The organism is Haloterrigena turkmenica DSM 5511 (assembly GCF_000025325.1).
GTDB lineage: Archaea > Halobacteriota > Halobacteria > Halobacteriales > Natrialbaceae > Haloterrigena > Haloterrigena turkmenica.
The window spans coordinates 3,753,730-3,771,709 of record NC_013743.1; the positions used below are offsets into that span (position 1 = coordinate 3,753,730).

The window sequence follows — 17,980 nt, forward strand, 5'->3', positions numbered from 1 at the left end:
ACGCGACTGTGGCCGCCGTACTGAGCCGCCGGGTCGCAGCCGCTCACTCGAGGTCGATTCCGTACCCCGCCAGTAACTCCCGGAACTCGTCCTCGTCGATAATCGGCACGTCGTTGGCCGCCGCGTCGTCGCGTTTCGTCTGGCCCGGGTTCTCGCCGACAACGAGGTAGTCCGTGTTCCCCGAGACGCTACCCGTCGCGTTGGCACCGTGGGCCTCGACGGCTTCTTGCGCTTCTCCGCGCGTCATCCCCTCGAGCGAGCCCGTGAAGACGAACGTCAGTCCCTCGAGTTCGTCGCCGCCGGTCTCGAGGTCCGACTCCTGGGGCGAGACGTGCTCGAGTAAGTCGTCGACCGCCGCAGCGTTGGCCTCGCTGGTGAAGAACTCGTGGAGCTGTTCGGCAACGGTTTCGCCGACGTCCGGCACGTCCTCGAGGCGTTCGGGCTCGTCCTCGGCGGCCTCGCGGAACGCCTCGAACGTGCCGAACTCGCGGGCGAGTTCGCGGGCCGTCGTCGGTCCGACGTGGGGGATCCCCAGCGCGGAGAGGAACTCCGCCAACGGGGGTTCGCGGCTGGCTTCGATCTCGGCGAGCACGTTCTCGGCGCTCGTCTCGCCCCAGCCCTCGAGGTCGGTCAGGTCCTCGCGGTCGAGTTCGTAGAGGTCCGCGACGGACTCGAGCAAGCCGGCGTCGACCAGCTGGCGGACGCTTTTCTCGCCGAGCCCCTCGAGGTCGAGGCCGTCGTCGCCGGCGTAGTACTCGATCGATCGCCGGAGCTGGGCGTCGCAGGCCAGCCCGCCGGTACAGAAGGCCATCGGGCCGTCGCGTTCGACGGCGCTGTCGCAGACGGGGCAGCGGTCGGGGAGGTCGTAATGACCCTCGCTGTCCTTCTCGACGACCTCCTCGACGTAGGGGATGACGTCGCCGGCCCGCTGGACGCGGACCGTGTCGCCGACGTTCACATTCTTCTCCTCGATCTCGTCGGGGTTGTGCAGGCTCGCTCTGGAGACCGTCACGCCGCCGACGTCGACCGGCTCTAGGAGGGCGACCGGCGTCAGCCGACCCGTGCGACCGACCTGAACAGCCACGTCGACGATCGGCGTCACCTCCGCGCGGGCGGGGAACTTGTAGGCGAAGGCGTAGCGATCGTGACGGGCCGTCCGTCCCAGTTCCTCGCGAGACTCGCGGTCGTCGACCTTGATCACGGTGCCGTCGATCTCGTAGTTCAGGTCGTCGCGGGCCTCGAGCATCCGATCGCGGTAGGCGATCGCCTCGTCGATGTCGTCCGCCAGTTCGACGTGGTCGGTGACCCGGAGTCCCCAGTCGGGAAAGCGCTCGAGTTCGGCGCTGTGGGAGTCCTCGAGGTCGCTGGCCTCGAGCACGTCGAAGAAGAACACCTCGAGAGGGCGGTCAGCGACGATCGAGGGGTCGAGCTGGCGGATCGTTCCCGCGGTGGCGTTCCGGGGATTCGCGAAGGGCTCCTCGCCGCGCTCGATGCGCTCGCGGTTGTGGGCCTGAAAGGCGTCTTTGGGCATGTAGACCTCGCCCCGCACGGCGAGGAACTCGGGGTAGTCGCCGTGGAGCTTCTGTGGAACGGAGCCGATCGTGCGCGCGTTGCGCGTCACGTCGTCGCCCTCGCGACCGTCCCCGCGGGTCGCCGCGCGCTCGAGGCGGCCGTCCTCGTAGACGAACTCCATCGAGACGCCGTCGAACTTGGGTTCACAGACGTAGTCGACGTCACCGACCTCTCGTTGTACTCGATCCGCGAACTCCCGGACGTCCGCCTCCTCGCCGCTCTGGTCGATCGAGAGCATCGGCGCGACGTGCTCGACCGTCTCGAACTCCTCGAGCGGTTCGCCGCCGACGCTTCGCGTGGGGCTGTCGGGATGTTCGAGGCCGAAGGCGTCCTCGAGGTCCCGAAGGCGGGCGAACAAGGCGTCGTAGGTCCGGTCGGCGATGACGGGATCGCTCTCGACGTAGTACCGGCGGTCGTGTTCGCGAATAGCCTCCCGGAGCAGTTCGACCTGTTCGCGGGCCTCGTCCTCCGAGAGCTCCCCGACCGGCGCGAAGTCGGTCGGCGGATCCCGGAGATAGGGGTTTTCCGCATCCTCGTCGGCGACAGACATTGCTCGTGGGTTGCCGCTCGCACCCGTTAACGTTACTGACTGGCTCTCGAATACGGAAGCTCCGCTCGAGACGCGACCGGCACATCCGAATCGGTCACTTCCACGGATTCTCGACCAGTTCGGTGTGGACGTTCGCGCCGACGGCGAGCCGGCAGTCGGTCCGCGGCGAGGCGATACACAGCAGGACGTAGCCCGCGGTACGGTGGCGGTCCTTCAGCGCTCGAGGCGAGCGACGGTACGAGAACGCGCCGTCGACGTCGACGGTGCGTTCGTCGTCGGCGGCCGTCGGCTCCGCTCCGTCGGCCTCGAGCAGCCGCCCCGTACAGGTCCCACAGGCGCCGGTGCGACAGCCGAAGGGAAGGGCGATACCGGAGCGCTCGGCGGCCTCGAGGACCGTCTCGTCCTCGTCGACCGCGATGGTCCGCGTCTCGCGGTCGGCGTCGGGCCACTCGAGCGTTACGTCGTGGCGCTGGCTCACCATTCGGTCACTGCCAGACGTCGCTCGTGCAGTCGCCGTCGGGCCAGCGGATCTCGTGAGCGCGGGCTGGACCCTCAGGACACTCGCCCCAGTCCACGAGGAAGTCCTCGTCGAGTTCCATCGTTCCTTTCCGAGGATCGACGTCGGCCTTCAGCATCACCGAGCCGCGCTCGCCCTCCTCGGGGTAGAACTGCTCGTCCCACGAGGAGAACAGCGAGGTGGTCCAGTAGAGCCGTTCGCCATCCAGCGAGAGCTGAATCATCTGGGGGCCCGCGGACAGTTCGCGGTTCTGGACCTCCTGCACCTCGCCGAAGGTTCCCCCGACCGACAGCGAGTCGGCCCGCCGCGGGTTCGACGGGTCCGAGATATCGTACATCCAGACCTCGCCGTGGAGCCAGTTCGAGCCGAACAGGTAGCGGTCGTCCATCGAGATCAGGATATCCGTCGGGAGCGCGGGGACGGGCATGTCCCAGTCGTCGTGCTCCCGGCTCTCGAAGTCGATGACCTTCTCGGCGCGGTACTCGCCGGACTCACCGTCGCGCCAGAAGTGGAAGATATTCGACGAGAGCGCGGCCCCGACGAACCCGTGGGTCGACTCGGGGGTGTGGAGGAAGCGCACCTCGAGCGGGATCAACCCCTCCTCGCCGAGGTCGATGGTCTGCTCGACGGTGCCGGCCTCCCAGTCCCAGAAATGGAGGCGCTGGCCGTAGTTCCCGGCCTCGACGTCCTCAAGGTCGAAGCCCGGGTAGTACGTTTTGGGGGCAGCCCACTCGCTCGAGACCATCACGTTCTGCCGGGGCTGGTACCAGTAGTCGTAGTTCATCTCGATCTCGCCCGGCGGCTCCCACCGGCCCTCGATCTCGAAGTCGTCGTTCAGCTCGAGGAAGCCGCCCGGTAACTCGCCGTCGGCGTCGCCGAGCATGCTGATCAGGATCTCGCCGTCCGGGATGCAGTGGACGGTGTGCGGTGCCGAGAGGTCGTATTCGAAGACCTCCTCGGGTTCGATCACCGTCTCGAGTTCGGGGTTGCGCCGATCCTTCGCGTCGATCACGTGGATCCGCGAGGAGCGCTGGCCGGGGACGATCAGGTGGCGGCGCTCGAGGCCCTCCATGTGACACGACGACGAGCAGGCGTTCCACCCGAAGTGGTGGAGTTCGTCGCCGCGGTTGGGCAGTTCGATGCGGTCGACGATCTCGCAGTAGGTGTCGGAGTCGGGATCGAGGTCGACGACCGAGACGAAGTCCGGCGCGTCGACGTCCGTGCCGACGTAGAGGCTCATCACGTAGGCCAGTTCCTCTCGCTCGCCCTCCTCGATGGCGGCCTGCGGCGTCGCGTAGCCGGGGCCCTCGTGGTGGTGGTCGTGCTCGTGGTCCGGTTCGACGTCACTGGGTTCGTTAACATCACTCATAGACTGTCCGACCACGAGCACGGAGATAAATCTGGTCGGGGAAAACGGAGGGCGCGACGAGAGCGAGGGTTACGCCCAGGGACTGTCGCCGACTTCGGCGCGCACTCGCGGTCCGACCTCGATCCGACAGTCCGACTGCGGGTGCGCGACACAGAGCAGGACGTAGCCGTCCGCCTGCTCCTGGTCGGTCAGCGCCGCCGGCGACCGCCGATACGTGAACACGTCGGCGGGATCGGGCGGCTGCTCCGATCCACCCTCGGCCGACTCGGCATCCTCGCCCTCGAGGGCGAGCAATCGGCCGACGCAGGTGATACAGGTCCCCTTTCGGCAGTCGTAGGGCAGCCGGGCGCCGGCCCGCTGGGCCGCGTCGAGGACCGATTCGTTCTCGGCGACCGCGACCGTCTGCGTCGAGCCGTCGGCCCACTCGAGGGTCACGTCGTGGCTCGTCATCGTCCCCGTTCCGTCGGTATCCGGTTTGCGTGCAGTTCGTCCATGGCCGACGGTACGACGGGCGACGGGAAAAAGTCCGCGCGTGGGTGCGCTCGACCGCACTCGAGTCGTTGTCAGTACCGCCCGCGGTTCAAGTCGTTGTCAGTACCGCCCGCGGTTCGAGTCGCCGTCAGTACCGTCCGGTGATCCGGCTTCGAGAAGGAAGGCCAGGACAACGACGACGCTATTCGACGGGGGGCGTCGGCGCGTCGGCTTCCGGCGGCGATTCTCGTTCGGGATCGTCCTTGTAGAAGATCCGCCAGCCGGTCGCGCCCATCAGGACTAGTATCAGCGGCGAGAGGATTCCGAAGAAGTAGTACGGGGCGTACTCGATCACCGGCACGCCGAGCGCCGAGGCCATGAAGACCCCGCCGGATCCCCAGGGCACGAACGCCGACGTCGTCGTCCCGGACGCCTCGACCGCCCGCGAGAGGTTCCGGCTCTCGAGGTCGTATTCGTCGTACAGGTTCTGCAGCGTCATCCCGGGAACGACGATCGCCATGTACTGTTCCGCGGCGAGGAAGTTCATCGCGATCGTTCCCGCGGCCGTGCCGGCCGTCAGGCCCGCGACGCTGCTGACGGCCCGTCCGATGTGGTAGGCGATCGCCGCCAGCACGCCGGTTTCCTGCAAAATTCCGCCCAGCGCCAGCGCGGCCACGACGATCGAGACGACCCACACGGAGCCCTCGAGGCCGCCGCTCGCGAGCAGTTCGTCCGTGAGGTCGACGCCCGTTTCGGGGCCGGTCCCGAAGTGGACGGTCTCCCAGGCGGCGGCGAAGCCGACGCCCTGCACCGTGGTGCTGACCGCGACGCCGGCGAAGATCCCGGCGCCGAGCGACGGCAGCGCGGGGAAGCCGTAGAACGCGAGCGCGAACGTGATGACCAACGGGATGAACGTCAGCGGCGAGATCGCGTAACTGCTCTCGAGGCCGCCCTGGATCTCGGCGATCCGATCGACGGGGATCGTCCCGCTCGCGCTCAGGCCCAGCACGACGAACAGGAGCAGCGAGATCGCGAACGAGATCGCGGTGCCGGGACGCATCGCCCGGATGTGGTCCATCAGTTCCGTGTTCGTCACCGCGGCGGCGAGGTTCGTGGTGTCCGAGAGCGGCGAGTTCTTGTCGCCGGTGTAGGCGCCCGAGAGGACGGCGCCGGCCGTCATCGCCTCCGGAATCCCGAGCCCGGAGCCGATCCCGATCATCGCGACGCCGAGCGTCCCGGCCGTCGTCCACGAGGAACCGATCGCGAAGGCGACGACCGCCGAGAGGACGACGGTAAAGGGGAGGAAGATCCCCGGTGACAGGAACTCGAGCCCGTAGTACATGAGCGTCGGGATCGTCCCGGAATCGATCCACGCCGAGATGAGCATGTAGATGACGAACAAGATGAGGATGGCTTGGAGACCGGTCAGAATACTGCGACCGATCCCGTCGTAGAGGTCGCTCCAGGCGTAGCTGAAGTAGTACCGGCCGAACAGTCCCGCGAAGGCGATCCCCCACAACAGCGGCATCTGCGGATCCATCTCGAGATAGATCATCCCGACCGAGAGGAACAGGATCATTCCCGCGATCGGGACGAGCGCTTCCCCCAAGGACGGCCGCTTATCCTCGGGGATTTCGTCGTAGGTCTTCGGTGTGAAGTCCAGTGCCATGAGCAGGTCGCACGCGTTTTTTCTACAGCGAATATAAATAGATCGCCATTCCCCGTTCGCTGTTGCGCCCGACTTCGCGGCGACCGGAACGGGCCGGCGACCAGACCCAGTACTTTACCCGTCGGAGCGCCTACGACCGAGTAGATGGGAGAGGGAACGGAATACGGGCTGGTCGACCTCGAGGAGGTCGAGACGCCGGGCGACGAGTGGGAAGAGATCGACGTCTCGGACACCGAGGCCGACCGGATCGCTCGCAAGCGCGACCGGGAGTTCGAGCAGTTCGAGGAGCGCATCAAGGACGCCGACCAGTTCAAGGTCGAGCAGTCGGTGTTCGACGACGCGACCCTCGCTGCGCTGTACAAACTCGTCCAGGACGGCTACGTCGAGGCCTTCGGCGGGCCGCTGTCGACGGGCAAGGAGGCCAACGTCTATCACGCGCTGGGCGACGAGCGCGAGGTCGCGGTCAAGATCTACCGGATCAACGCCTCGAACTTCCGGCAGATGCGCGACTACCTCGAGGGCGACCCGCGCTTCGAGGGGCTGGGCGGCAAGAAGAAAGACGTCGTCCTCGCGTGGACCAAGAAGGAACTGGCGAATCTAGAGCGGGCGAAGGCGGCCGGCGTCCGCGTCCCGGAGCCGATCGCCACCGAGCGCAACGTGTTGGTCATGGAGTACATCGGCACCGACGACGGCCGCGCGAAACGCCTCGGCGAGGTCCACATCGAGAACCCCCAGACCGCCTACGAGGTCATGCGCGAGTATATGCGCCGCCTCTATTCGGCGGGGCTGATCCACGGCGACCTCAGCGAGTACAACGTCGTCTTCGACCAGGACGAGGGCCAGCTCGTCTTCATCGACCTCGGCCAGGCCGTCACGGTCCACCACCCCAATAGCCGGGAGTTCTTAGAGCGAGACTGCCGGAACGTCGCCGGATTCTTCTCGCGACAGGGGATGGACGTCACCGAAGACGAGTTGCTCGAGTTCGTCACGAGTCCGGAGCCGGATCCATCGCGAGACTGATACGGTCTGCTGTAACGATTTACCGGCGCAACCGCGACCCGTCCTGCGGTTGCGCCGGAAATGACTTGCACCAGACCGTATGAGCTGCCGGCCCCGAAACGCTCTTTATCAGTGCGCCAATACGATACGTCGATGACGACCGCTCTCGAGTGGCAGTGACGCTGGCAGACCCCCTCGAGAGCGGACAGTCCCGTCGCTGCGGGCGACGCGGCCTAACCCGGCGGCCGCGGCGGCGGGCGCTCCCTTCGCTCTGTTTCTCGAATCGCGTTCCGACCGTCGCAGTCGCAGCTACGAATCCAATGCCAGCACCATCCGACATACCGAACGGCACCGACAGCGAGACGAACGCCGCATCCCCCGCTGAGGAGGCCGCGGCCGCCGACGAGTTCACCGTCACGCCCTACGCCGTCGACGGCGAGATCGACTACGAGAAACTGCTCGAGCGCTTCGGCGCGGATCCGCTCACCGACGAGCAGATCGAACGCTTCCCCGACCACCCGCTGCTCAGACGGCGGACGTTCTACGCGGGCCGGGACGTCGACGACTACCTCGAGGCCGCCGCGGCCGGCGATCCGCACGCGATCGTCACCGGTCGCGGCCCCTCGGGACCGATGCATCTGGGCCACGTCCTCCCGCTGTACCTCGCGAAGCGGTTCCAGCGGGAGACCGGCGCGACGGTGTACGTCCCGCTCTCCGACGACGAGAAGTTCCTCGCGAAGGACCAGTCGTTCGAATCGATCGGCGAGCACACCCGCGAGAACCTGCGCGATATCCTCGCCGTCGGCTTCGATCCCGACCGGACGCGGATCGTCGTCGACACCGCCGACGCGGACGTGATCTATCCGATCGCCGTTCGTCTCGCGAAACACCTCACACCGGCGACCGTCGAGGCCGTCTACGGCGAGCAGGACACCGTTGGCCTGCAGTTCTATCCCGCCGTGCAGGCGACCCACCTCCTGTTGCCACAACTCGTCGCGGGCCGACAACCGACGCAGGTCCCGATCGCCGTCGATCAGGACCCCCACGTCCGCGTCTGTCGCGACGTCGCCGCGAAGGAGGCGCTGCCGGTCGACAAACCGGGCGCGCTGCTCGGGCGGTTCCTTCCGAGCCTCGAGGGACCCGGCAAAATGAGTTCCTCCGGCGACGCGCCGTCGATCGAACTCACGGACGACCCCGAGAGCGTTGCCGAGACGGTCCGGACCCACGCCTACACCGGCGGCCGAGCGACCCTCGCGGAACACCGCGAGCGGGGCGGCGATCCAAGCGTCGACGTCCCCTTCCAGTACCTGCGATTCTTCTTCGAACCGGACGACGAGCGACTCGAGCGCATCGCGGCTGATTATCGGTCGGGTGACCTGCTCAGCGGCGAACTGAAGGAGCTCGCGATCGACCGAATCACCGACTTCCTCGCCGACCACCAGCGGCGGCGCGGGGAGCTGGGCTCGCTCGAGACCGAACTCGAGCCCTACCGGCTGACCGCGGGAGAGCGGCGACGAGCGCTCGAGCGGGCCGGCGTGCCGACGGGGCTCGAGGCGTAAGTCCGCTCGAGTCGTCTACTCTGCCGACGCGCGTCGCTCCCGAACGCATTAGTGGCTCCCCCTCGCGCGATTCCATATGAACATCGGGATCGTTGCCGACACCCACGACAACGTCGAGGCTATCGAGCGAGCGACCGAGATCTTCGCCGATGAAGGCGTCGAGATCGTGATCCACTGCGGCGACTTCGTCGCGCCGCTGATGGTCGACTACTTCGACGAGTTCGAACTCCACGGCGTCCTCGGGAACAACGACGGCGACGTCGCCAACCTGCAGGCCGCGTTCGACGCGCTGGGCGGCGAGAGCGAACTCCACGGCCGCTTTGCGAGCCTCGAGTTCGACGGGCTCTCGTTCGCGGTGCTCCACGGCGAGCATCTCGAGGAGGTCGAGGCGATCGCGGCCGGCGAGATGTTCGATTTCGTCTGTTACGGCCATCACCACGAGCACGAGCTGTCCGAAGAGGGCCGGACGACGGTGCTCAACCCCGGCGCACACGTGCTGGCGAGCGAGAAGGACCGTACGGTCGCCATCGTCGACACCCGCTCGGAATCGATTCGGTTCCGGTCGGTCGACGAGTGACTCCGGTCGCCGCGCGAGCAGTACCGCAATTCCTCGAGCGCGGCGTTTCGATTCGGCTTCGCTCGAGTTCCAACCTGATTCGAGAACGGGATCGGAGTATTATCAACCTGGTATACTATAATTAGTTCGGCTAAATTGCTGAATTAGCACTCCAGTCACCGAATCGCCGTAATTGGCCGAAAAAGTATTATTGATCTATGACCTTTCTCCGGCCATGTCGGTAATAAGGACTAGCAATGACCGGTGAACCACCCATCGATGGCGTCGGGAGTGGACCGTACCTCGACGAGTTCTTCGCTGCCCTCGCGAACTATCGGCGTCGATGCGTGCTACATTATCTGCGAGCGGAAGGGCGTGCATCGCTCGGCGGCATCGCTCGGCAGATCGCGGCCTGGGAGCGCGCGTATCGATCCGATATCGGTTCCGCGGAACTGCTCGACCGAATCGAGATCGAGCTGTTTCACATACATCTGCCGCGATTACGCGAAGTGAGTCTCGTCGGGTACGACCGACAGACGTCGCTCGTCATCTATCGCGATCCGCCCGACATCGTCAAAGCGATCCTCGACCTCTGTACTAGCAGAGACATTCCGAGCTGACGACACCTCCGAGTGCGAATCGGGGTCGATAAGTCCCTCCGGAACCGCTCGAGTGCGACTCACATGAACATTCGATCCTCCGGAAAGTTCTGGCTCCCGGGGTCCTCTCGGGCCTCCAGCGCCGCCATGCGATCCGCGAGTTCGGCGTAGTACCGCTGTAGCTCCGCGGCGCGTTCGCGGAGCTGGTCGTCGTCGATATCGAGGTCGTAGACGGTTCCCAGGAGGTCCAGATACCGCAGCGCCGCCTCGAGGTCCGGTCCGGGCGGATGCGTCGGTGTAACGTACGTGCCGAGGGGCGGGGCCTCTCCGTCGAGACTGCGGGCCGTCAGTTCGCCGGCGACGCCGTCGAGCACGCCGCCGCTGGCGGGCGACACGGTCGGTCCGTCGAGTCGTCGGTCCCTGTACGTCGGCGTGGCGACGTAGAAGACGTCGTGCTCTTCCGGGCCGTGCGGGTACGGAATCCCGTGAAAGACGGCTAACTCATCGATTTCGGTCGAATCGATCCACTCCAGTATCCCGTCGGCGAACGCGTCGGCCGCCCACACCGGAACGAACAGTTCACTGAGCAACGCGCAGTACTCGGTCCGCGGCGACGCGTACACGCGCATCGGATGTCGCGGGACGCCGTCCTCGACCGGCGTGATGTCGGGCAGCCCGCGGGCCCGAACGTGACCGACCTGCTCGAACTCGAGGTGGGTGATGAGGTAATCGACGGCCGTGAGTCCCGCCAGTCCCACGTTCGAGAGGCCAACGAGCAGGGGTCCCTCGAGCGGTTCGTCGCTCTCAACGACGACGTCGTACGCTGGATCGGAAGCCATGGGCGTCCTACGCGAGAGCGGTCCTTCAACATCGTACCTCCATCTTCCGGCGGTGCAGACGCGCGGTCGAAGCGACGCACCGATCGCGGGAGCCGACGACGGCGCTCGAGGCCGATCACCCTCCTACCGCGGCCGTCAGGATAGGTGACTCGTCCCGTTCGGGGTCGCTCCCCGCAGACCCTGAACGCTCGGACCAAGGTCTTAACCTCACCCAGCCAGTATCGGACAGTATGCAACACGTGAAGATTCCGCAGGACCGCATCGGCGTCCTCATCGGCGAGGGCGGCGAGACGATGCGCGAGATCGAAGCGGAAGCGGAAGTGCGACTCGACATCGATTCGGAGAACGGCTCCGTCGCCGTCGAGACCGTCGGCGATCCCGTTCTCGGGCTCAAAGGCCCCGAGATCGTCCGCGCCGTCGGCCGCGGCTTCGCCCCCGAGGCGGCGCTGCGCCTGCTCGAGGACGACATGATGCTGTTCGACGTCGTCGACATCGACGCTGCCGCTCGCAACAAGAACGACATGAAACGCAAGAAGGGCCGACTCATCGGCGAGGGCGGCCGGACGCGGGAACTCATGGAGGAACTGACCGGCGCCGACGTCGTCATCTACGGCTCGACGCTCGGTATCATCGGGACGCCCGAACAGGTCGACGTCGTCCGCAGCGCCGCCGAGATGCTCTTGGACGGGGCCCCCCACGGGGCGGTCTACTCCTTCCTCGAGGAGAAACACAACGAAATGAAACACCAGGGGATGGAGTACCACCGGTTCCCGGGCGGCCAGTCATAACCTCGCGGTCTCAGTTTCGTCAATCGCTCTCGACGGACGATCTCTTTCGCCACTGAGTAGAACGGAGTGAGCCTCTGTCGCGAGTCACATGTGTTTCGCGAGGTTCTCCGGCAGATCGACCTCCTCGCGGTCGCACATGTTCTCGAGGCGACGGGCGATGAGGAACGCGGCCACGTCGCCGGCCGTCACCACGTACGCGCCGACGAGGTCGCCGAGGACCGCCCGTCCGTCGCGCTCGACGGCGACGACGGTTCCGTCATCGTCGACGACGAGTCCGTCGACCGAGTCGGCACACTCGATCGCGTCCTCCGGGCCCAGAATGTCCGTCTCCCGGTCGATCGCGGCCTGGATCAGTGCGGTGTAGCCGGGGGATTCGGTCGTCATTGACATGCGTGAGGCGCGCTCGTCCGTCGCGTCGGAGCGGGATTACAGTGGCTCATTGGTGATAATCTCGATGGCGATGCTCTGGTGGTGGACGTCTTGGCGCATGAGCGACCGCGGATCGTCGTTCCACAGCGGATTCGGCGTCGCGATTTCCCCGTAGCTGTAGAATCCGGCAACGGGAACGTCCGGGCCGACGCGCTCCCTGACGATGTCGAGTTCGGCGTTTCGCGTCTCCTCGTTCGACAGGTGAAACCACCGGCAGTTGCAGTCGAACACCAGTACGGCCGCGATATCCTCCGGCCCGCCGGCAGCCGTCAGCGCTCGATCGATTGCGGTCTCGACACCGTCGAGGACCGCGTCGGCCGACGTATCCATAACCGTCAGTTTCTGGCCGTCCTCGAGCGGTTTCTCGCCGACGATCATCGACCCCGTTTCCTCGTCGACGTCGGCGATCATCGCGATATGGCTCTCCTCGCCGTCGTCGTCCGTGCCGAGCGGATGGGTCATCAGGAAGTGCTCCTGGGTCACCCGGTCGCCGTAGCGGTCGCGGTAGGCCTCCAGTGCGGGTTTGCCGTCGAGTTCGTAGAGGCGGTTGTCCTCGGCGCTCGTCACGGTGAACGTGTGGTCGGTCTCGCGCAGGCCGTTGGCGACGCCGATGCCGGTCTTGACGTCGACGTCCATCGCGGCGACGGTCATCGAGTCCTCGACCGGTTCGCCGTCCCGGTAGACCCACGTCGTGTCGAGTTTCCAGTCGTCCCCGGCGAACCCGCCGGAGACGTGCGCCCAGCCCAGCGCGTCCTGGACGCCGATCAGCGCCCACTCCTTGCTGCCGGTCAGACCGGGCCCGAACGCGTTCACGAGCAGTTTCGGGTACCACCGCCGGCGGCCCGACTCGGACGCCGAAACGGACGTCGGGACTGGACCGTCGCCGAGGTCGTCGACGGCCGCCGAGGCCGCTTCCATCCCCGCCTCTCTCGAGAACTCGGCGAACTCCGGTGCGGACCCGACGCCGGGACGAATGCCGTCGCCCGCGAGCGCGAGCACGACGACGCTTTCGGTGTGCGACTGCGCGCGGGCGATTTCGCCGGCCGTCGAACAGCCGACGACAGGACAGTCGAGTCCGTCTTCGATACCGCCAAGCAACGCGGTCTGATCGTACTCGCTCGAGCCGAACGCGTACGCGATCCGTTCCTCGCCGCCGAGGTCGTCTCGTGCGGCGCGGGCTGCGCGTCGGCCGGCCGCCGTCGGGTCGTCGTCGGTCGCGTGGCCGACTCCGGCGAGAATCTCGCTCATCGATACTAGTCGCAAGGATGGAAGCACACTCACATAAACGTACTGTCCGTCACGGCGGCCGAGGCGTCTCCTTCGCCCCGAACCGACGACGGGGCGACGAGCCGGCTGAAATTCCAACGCGACCAGCCGCGAAATCCCGCCACCACCCCCACAATGACTATGCCGGTTCGTTACTATCTGCAATGCAATGTCCGATCTCGATCCGCTGTCGGACAGCGACGCCGTCGAGGCCGTGCTGGCCGACGCGTCGCCGGCGACGCGCGACGGGTTGCTTGTGGCGCTGGCGTCGCAACGAGGTCGTTCGACGGCGGAGATCGCCGCGCTGACCGGACTCTCGAGCGACGCCGTCGAGCAGTGGATCGAAGCGCTCGACGTCGAGGCTCCGCCGGCGGAGACGGATGGTACTGACGACGGTAGCGACGATGAATTCGATCGGTCCCGATGCGAGGTCGTCGACGCCGCCGTCCGATCGTTCGTCAAGTCGGAAACGACCGACGGGATCGCGGAGCCGGTGACCGACGCCGCGGACGAGTTCTTCGGGACGACCGCGGTCGTCGTCTACCGATACGACGGCCTCCGATCGGAACTCGTCCCCGAGGTCGTCACGCCCGCGGCCGACGCCCGCTTCGAGATCGAACCGATCGCCGAAGGGAGAGACCCGTGGTGGTCGGCGTTTCGATCGGACGATCCGACCACCGTGGGGACGACCGAACTCGTCGTTCCGTCCGAGACACTGGGGATCGTCCGACTCGGCGGTATCGACGCCGATGCCGTCACCGAGATCGACGTCCAGACGTTCCGACCGATCGCGACGGCGGCTATCGGCGCGATCGAGCGCCGCCGCCGGGTCCGAACGCTCGAGGACGATCGCGCCGAACTCAAGAAGAAAAACGAGGACCTCCAGGACTTCGCGAACATCGTCTCCCACGACCTTCGAAACCCGTTGTCCGTCGCGGAGGGCTACCTCGAACTGGCCGTCGAGACCGGCGACGAGGAGTACGTCCGGGAGATCAAAGACGCCCACAAGCGCATCGATCGGATCATCGAACACACGCTGACGCTGGCTCGGCAGGGACAGGGGATCGACGACGCGGAAGCCGTCGATCTCGAGTCGGTCGCGCGACGGGCCTGGAAAACCGTCGAAACGCCGGATGCGACGCTCCGCGTCGCGGACTCGGCGACGTTCGACGCCGATCCGGACCGGCTGCGGCAGCTGTTCGAGAACCTGTTTCGGAACGCTGTCGAACACGGTTCGACAGACTCTCCTTCGCAAGCTCAGGAGAACAGCGTGGAACACGGTTCCACGAGCAGTCGGCCTGCGGCCGACGACAGTGTCGAGCATGGCTCGACAAGCAGTCAGCCGTCGACCGACGACAGCGAACCCACCGAGACTGACGACGGACTCGTCGTTACCGTCGGAACGCTCGCGAAGGGAGAGGGGTTCTTCGTCGCCGACGACGGCCCCGGTATCCCGGCCTCGGAGCGGTCCCGAATCTTCGAGCGAGGGTACACCGACAGCGACGACGGGACCGGCTTCGGGCTCCACATCGTCCGCGAAATCGTCGACGCCCACCGCTGGAACATCTCCGTGACCGACAGCGATTACGGCGGCGCCCGATTCGAGATCGACGGCGTGTGAGAAACCCCCGTACGGAACGGGGATCGGCCGGCCAATAAACAAAAGACCTATATAGAATAACAATCAATCGTTCCCTTGACTATGGCTCAGCAGATGGGTAACCAGCCCCTTATCGTTCTCTCGGAGGACAGCCAGCGGACCTCCGGAAAAGACGCGCAGTCGATGAACATTCAGGCCGGGAAAGCCGTCGCCGAGTCCGTACGGACCACGCTGGGTCCGAAGGGGATGGACAAGATGCTCGTCGACTCGACGGGCAACGTCATCGTCACGAACGACGGTGTCACTCTGCTGTCGGAGATGGAGATCGACCACCCGGCGGCCGACATGATCGTCGAAGTCGCCGAGACCCAGGAGGACGAGGTTGGCGACGGCACCACGAGCGCCGTCGTCATCGCTGGCGAACTCCTCAGCCAGGCCGAGGAACTCCTCGACCAGGACATCCACGCGACCACCCTCGCTCAGGGGTACCGACAGGCCGCCGAGGAGGCCACCGAGGCCCTCGAGGAGGTCGCCATCGACGTCGAGGAGGACGACGACGAAATCCTCGAGCAGATCGCCGCCACGGCGATGACCGGCAAGGGCGCCGAGAGCGCCCGCGACCTGCTGTCCCGACTCGTCGTCGAGGCCGTTCAGGCCGTCGCGGACGACGACGGCGTCGACACGGACAACATCAAAGTCGAGAAGGTCGTCGGCGGTTCCATCGAGAACTCCGAGCTCGTCGAGGGCGTCATCATCGACAAGGAGCGCGTCTCCGACAGCATGCCCTACTTCGCTGAGGACGCCGACGTCGCGATCATCGACGGCGACTTAGAAATCAAGGAGACCGAGATCGACGCCGAGGTCAACGTCACCGACCCCGATCAGCTCGAGCAGTTCCTCGAACAGGAGGAACAGCAGCTCAAGGAGATGGCCGAGGGCATCGCCGCGGCCGGCGCCGACGTCGTCTTCGTCGACGGCGGCATCGACGACATGGCCCAGCACTACCTCGCCCAGGAGGGCATCATCGCCGTCCGCCGCGTCAAAGCGAGCGACCAGTCCCAGCTCGCCCGCGCGACCGGCGCCACGCCCGTCTCTTCCGTCGACGATCTGACCGAGGACGACCTCGGCTTCGCCGGTAGCGTCGCCCAGAAGGAGATCGCCGGCGACCAGCGCATCTTCGTCGAGGACGTCGACGACGCCAAGGCCGTCACCCTCATCCTCCGCGGCGGCACCGACCACGTCATCGACGAGGTCGACCGCGCCATCGAGGACTCGCTCGGCGTCGTGCGAACGACCCTCGAGGACGGCAAGGTCGTCGCCGGCGGCGGCGCCCCCGAAGTCGACCTCTCGCTCTCGCTGCGCGACTACGCCGACTCCGTCGGCGGCCGCGAGCAGCTCGCCGTCGAGGCCTTCGCCGACGCGCTCGAGGTCATTCCGCGCACCCTCGCCGAGAACGCCGGCCTCGATCCCATCGACTCGCTGGTCGAGCTGCGCGCCGACCACGACGCCGGCGACACCAGCTCCGGTCTCGACGCCTACACCGGCGACACCATCGACATGGCCGAGGAAGGCGTCTACGAGCCGCTGCGCGTGAAGACCCAGGCCATCGAGTCCGCCACCGAGGCGGCCGTCATGCTGCTGCGCATCGACGACGTCATCGCCGCCGGTGACCTCGCGGTCGCCGACGACGACGATGACGAAGACATGCCCGCCGGCGGCCCCGGTGGCATGGGCGGCGGCATGGGCGGTATGGGCGGCGGCATGGGCGGCATGATGTAGGCCTAAATTTTGCTCTACGGGCCGCCGAAGGCGGCCCTCGGCAAAATTTAGTATAAAAGCCTTCTCCCTCCGTTCGCTCCGCTCACATCGGTCGTCGGCCCGCTCGGGCCTTCGGCCCTCGCGGTGGGAAGCGGAGGACGCCGCTCGCATCGAACCACCGTTTCGACTAGCCCATCTCGGTTCCGCCGAGTCGGCCCATTTCTCACTATTTCATCGTCGCCCCCGAATCCCGATTTCGCGAATCGCCTCGAGCGATCTCTCTGGGTTCCGTCAGAATCGGTCCGAGTCACCGATCTCGAGTCCGTTCCGGCATCGATCGTTGCCGCGTTCGCCGCTCTCGTATCGCAGTACGCCTAATTCAGGACGAACTAAGTAGCGCCCCGTGATATTTTCCGGTATGAACACGCTCCTTCTGGACAGCGACGACGTCGACAAACACGCTGCGCTCAGCGATGTCATCGACGCCGTCGAGCAGGCCTTCGCGGCCTTCGAGCGCGGAGACACACAGATGCCCGCGAAGTCCTATATCGACCTACCACGGTACAACGGCGACTTCCGGTCGATGCCCGCCTATCTCGATACGGGCGACTGGGACGCCGCCGGGCTGAAGTGGGTCAATGTCCACCCCGACAACCCCGCGGACCACGACCTGCCGACGGTCCTGGGAACGATGATCTACTCCGACCCGGAGACCGCCTTCCCGCTGGCGATCATGGACGGGACGACGCTCACAATGAAGCGGACGGGGGCCGCCGCGGCCGTCGCGACCGACTATCTGGCCGTCGAGGATGCCTCGAGTCTCGGCATCGTCGGCGCCGGCGTCCAGTCGTACACGCAACTGCGGGCGATCAGCGAGGTCCGACCGATCGAGGAGGTCGTCGTCTCGGATCCCGACGAAGACCGCGTCCGGCGGTTCGTCGAGACCTTCGAGGACGAGTTCGACGTCCGCGGCGGGTCGATTGCCGAGGCCGGCCACTGCGATATCCTCTCGACGGTGACGCCCGTCGAGGACCCCATCGTCGGCCTCGAGGACGTCGGCGACGACACGCATATCAATGCGATCGGCGCCGACGCCGCTGGCAAGCACGAGTTGAGCGACGACCTCCTGCGGGCGGCGACGATCGTCATCGACGACCACGAGCAGTGTACCCACTCCGGCGAGATCAACGTCCCCTACGGCGAGGGCGCCCTGACCGACGACGACATCCACGCCGAGATCGGCGAGATCGTCGTCGGCTCAAAGGAGGGGCGGACCGACGGGACCGGGATCACCGTCTTCGACTCGACGGGGCTGGCCATCCAGGACGTCGCGGCAGCCCACGTCGTCTACGACCGCGCAAGCGACGCGGGGAAGGGACTATCCTTCGATCTCGTCGGCGCCGGCGAGCAGTAGTCGGCACCGCTCGAGCGAAGCGCTC

Annotated in this window: 16 protein-coding genes; 8 read left to right on the forward strand and 8 right to left on the reverse strand. The window is 66.4% G+C overall.

The genetic code is table 11. The features are described from left to right. Positions 1 to 43: 43 nt before the first annotated feature. From ligA to arcD, 5 genes are all read right to left on the reverse strand, one after another. Complete coding sequence (gene ligA, locus HTUR_RS17960) at positions 44 to 2,122, reverse strand: NAD-dependent DNA ligase LigA (protein ID WP_012944754.1); 2,079 nt, start codon at positions 2,120 to 2,122, stop codon at positions 44 to 46. A gap of 94 nt (positions 2,123 to 2,216) precedes the next feature. Further along, positions 2,217 to 2,603, reverse strand: coding sequence for a 2Fe-2S iron-sulfur cluster-binding protein (locus tag HTUR_RS17965; protein ID WP_012944755.1), 387 nt, complete (start codon positions 2,601 to 2,603; stop codon positions 2,217 to 2,219). Between the two features lie 4 nt (positions 2,604 to 2,607). Further along, complete coding sequence (locus tag HTUR_RS17970; RefSeq protein ID WP_012944756.1) at positions 2,608 to 4,008, reverse strand: selenium-binding protein SBP56-related protein; 1,401 nt, start codon at positions 4,006 to 4,008, stop codon at positions 2,608 to 2,610. A 69-nt stretch (positions 4,009 to 4,077) separates the two neighbouring features. Beyond that, the gene (locus HTUR_RS17975) at positions 4,078 to 4,458 is read right to left on the reverse strand and encodes a 2Fe-2S iron-sulfur cluster-binding protein (protein ID WP_012944757.1); all 381 of its coding nucleotides are present in this window, start codon (positions 4,456 to 4,458) and stop codon (positions 4,078 to 4,080) included. A gap of 223 nt (positions 4,459 to 4,681) precedes the next feature. Beyond that, entirely contained in the window at positions 4,682 to 6,148 is a 1,467-nt protein-coding gene (gene arcD, locus HTUR_RS17980) for an arginine/ornithine antiporter ArcD (protein ID WP_012944758.1), read from the reverse strand. A gap of 144 nt (positions 6,149 to 6,292) precedes the next feature. Here arcD and rio1 point away from each other — a divergent pair, with 144 nt between their 5' ends. The 4 genes from rio1 (at position 6,293) to HTUR_RS18000 (ending at position 9,882) form a co-directional block, all read left to right on the forward strand. Next, the gene (gene rio1 / locus HTUR_RS17985; protein WP_012944759.1) at positions 6,293 to 7,168 is read left to right on the forward strand and encodes a serine/threonine-protein kinase Rio1; all 876 of its coding nucleotides are present in this window, start codon (positions 6,293 to 6,295) and stop codon (positions 7,166 to 7,168) included. A 299-nt stretch (positions 7,169 to 7,467) separates the two neighbouring features. Beyond that, the gene (locus tag HTUR_RS17990) at positions 7,468 to 8,706 is read left to right on the forward strand and encodes a tryptophan--tRNA ligase (RefSeq protein WP_012944760.1); all 1,239 of its coding nucleotides are present in this window, start codon (positions 7,468 to 7,470) and stop codon (positions 8,704 to 8,706) included. Positions 8,707 to 8,782: 76 nt separating this feature from the next. Then, positions 8,783 to 9,283 (forward strand): YfcE family phosphodiesterase, encoded by a 501-nt coding sequence (locus HTUR_RS17995; RefSeq protein WP_012944761.1) that lies wholly within the window; start codon positions 8,783 to 8,785, stop codon positions 9,281 to 9,283. Between the two features lie 236 nt (positions 9,284 to 9,519). Then, positions 9,520 to 9,882 (forward strand): DUF7344 domain-containing protein, encoded by a 363-nt coding sequence (locus HTUR_RS18000; protein ID WP_012944762.1) that lies wholly within the window; start codon positions 9,520 to 9,522, stop codon positions 9,880 to 9,882. Between the two features lie 59 nt (positions 9,883 to 9,941). Here HTUR_RS18000 and HTUR_RS18005 read toward each other — a convergent pair whose 3' ends face one another. Further along, positions 9,942 to 10,700, reverse strand: coding sequence for a proteasome assembly chaperone family protein (locus HTUR_RS18005; RefSeq protein WP_012944763.1), 759 nt, complete (start codon positions 10,698 to 10,700; stop codon positions 9,942 to 9,944). Between the two features lie 230 nt (positions 10,701 to 10,930). Between HTUR_RS18005 and HTUR_RS18010 the strand changes: the two genes are divergently transcribed. Beyond that, the gene (locus HTUR_RS18010) at positions 10,931 to 11,488 is read left to right on the forward strand and encodes a KH domain-containing protein (protein ID WP_012944764.1); all 558 of its coding nucleotides are present in this window, start codon (positions 10,931 to 10,933) and stop codon (positions 11,486 to 11,488) included. Between the two features lie 84 nt (positions 11,489 to 11,572). Here HTUR_RS18010 and HTUR_RS18015 read toward each other — a convergent pair whose 3' ends face one another. Then, a complete protein-coding gene (locus HTUR_RS18015) occupies positions 11,573 to 11,878 on the reverse strand; it encodes a hypothetical protein (protein WP_012944765.1) in 306 nt (101 codons plus the stop codon). Positions 11,879 to 11,914: 36 nt separating this feature from the next. Further along, positions 11,915 to 13,165, reverse strand: coding sequence for an FIST signal transduction protein (locus tag HTUR_RS18020; RefSeq protein WP_012944766.1), 1,251 nt, complete (start codon positions 13,163 to 13,165; stop codon positions 11,915 to 11,917). Between the two features lie 187 nt (positions 13,166 to 13,352). Between HTUR_RS18020 and HTUR_RS18025 the strand changes: the two genes are divergently transcribed. The 3 genes from HTUR_RS18025 (at position 13,353) to HTUR_RS18035 (ending at position 17,955) form a co-directional block, all read left to right on the forward strand. Further along, positions 13,353 to 14,804, forward strand: coding sequence for a sensor histidine kinase (locus tag HTUR_RS18025; RefSeq protein ID WP_012944767.1), 1,452 nt, complete (start codon positions 13,353 to 13,355; stop codon positions 14,802 to 14,804). 93 nt (positions 14,805 to 14,897) lie between these two features. Then, positions 14,898 to 16,562, forward strand: coding sequence for a thermosome subunit alpha (gene thsA / locus HTUR_RS18030; RefSeq protein WP_049941798.1), 1,665 nt, complete (start codon positions 14,898 to 14,900; stop codon positions 16,560 to 16,562). Positions 16,563 to 16,959: 397 nt separating this feature from the next. Beyond that, positions 16,960 to 17,955, forward strand: coding sequence for an ornithine cyclodeaminase family protein (locus tag HTUR_RS18035; RefSeq protein WP_012944769.1), 996 nt, complete (start codon positions 16,960 to 16,962; stop codon positions 17,953 to 17,955). Positions 17,956 to 17,980 lie beyond the last annotated feature (25 nt).

Coding starts and splice junctions, on each gene's coding strand:
- ligA (WP_012944754.1), bottom strand. CDS start 2,122: ATGTCTGTCGCCGACGAGGATGCGGAAAACCCCTATCTCCGGGATCCG.
- HTUR_RS17965 (WP_012944755.1), bottom strand. CDS start 2,603: ATGGTGAGCCAGCGCCACGACGTAACGCTCGAGTGGCCCGACGCCGAC.
- HTUR_RS17970 (WP_012944756.1), bottom strand. CDS start 4,008: ATGAGTGATGTTAACGAACCCAGTGACGTCGAACCGGACCACGAGCAC.
- HTUR_RS17975 (WP_012944757.1), bottom strand. CDS start 4,458: ATGACGAGCCACGACGTGACCCTCGAGTGGGCCGACGGCTCGACGCAG.
- arcD (WP_012944758.1), bottom strand. CDS start 6,148: ATGGCACTGGACTTCACACCGAAGACCTACGACGAAATCCCCGAGGAT.
- rio1 (WP_012944759.1), top strand. CDS start 6,293: ATGGGAGAGGGAACGGAATACGGGCTGGTCGACCTCGAGGAGGTCGAG.
- HTUR_RS17990 (WP_012944760.1), top strand. CDS start 7,468: ATGCCAGCACCATCCGACATACCGAACGGCACCGACAGCGAGACGAAC.
- HTUR_RS17995 (WP_012944761.1), top strand. CDS start 8,783: ATGAACATCGGGATCGTTGCCGACACCCACGACAACGTCGAGGCTATC.
- HTUR_RS18000 (WP_012944762.1), top strand. CDS start 9,520: ATGACCGGTGAACCACCCATCGATGGCGTCGGGAGTGGACCGTACCTC.
- HTUR_RS18005 (WP_012944763.1), bottom strand. CDS start 10,700: ATGGCTTCCGATCCAGCGTACGACGTCGTCGTTGAGAGCGACGAACCG.
- HTUR_RS18010 (WP_012944764.1), top strand. CDS start 10,931: ATGCAACACGTGAAGATTCCGCAGGACCGCATCGGCGTCCTCATCGGC.
- HTUR_RS18015 (WP_012944765.1), bottom strand. CDS start 11,878: ATGTCAATGACGACCGAATCCCCCGGCTACACCGCACTGATCCAGGCC.
- HTUR_RS18020 (WP_012944766.1), bottom strand. CDS start 13,165: ATGAGCGAGATTCTCGCCGGAGTCGGCCACGCGACCGACGACGACCCG.
- HTUR_RS18025 (WP_012944767.1), top strand. CDS start 13,353: ATGTCCGATCTCGATCCGCTGTCGGACAGCGACGCCGTCGAGGCCGTG.
- thsA (WP_049941798.1), top strand. CDS start 14,898: ATGGGTAACCAGCCCCTTATCGTTCTCTCGGAGGACAGCCAGCGGACC.
- HTUR_RS18035 (WP_012944769.1), top strand. CDS start 16,960: ATGAACACGCTCCTTCTGGACAGCGACGACGTCGACAAACACGCTGCG.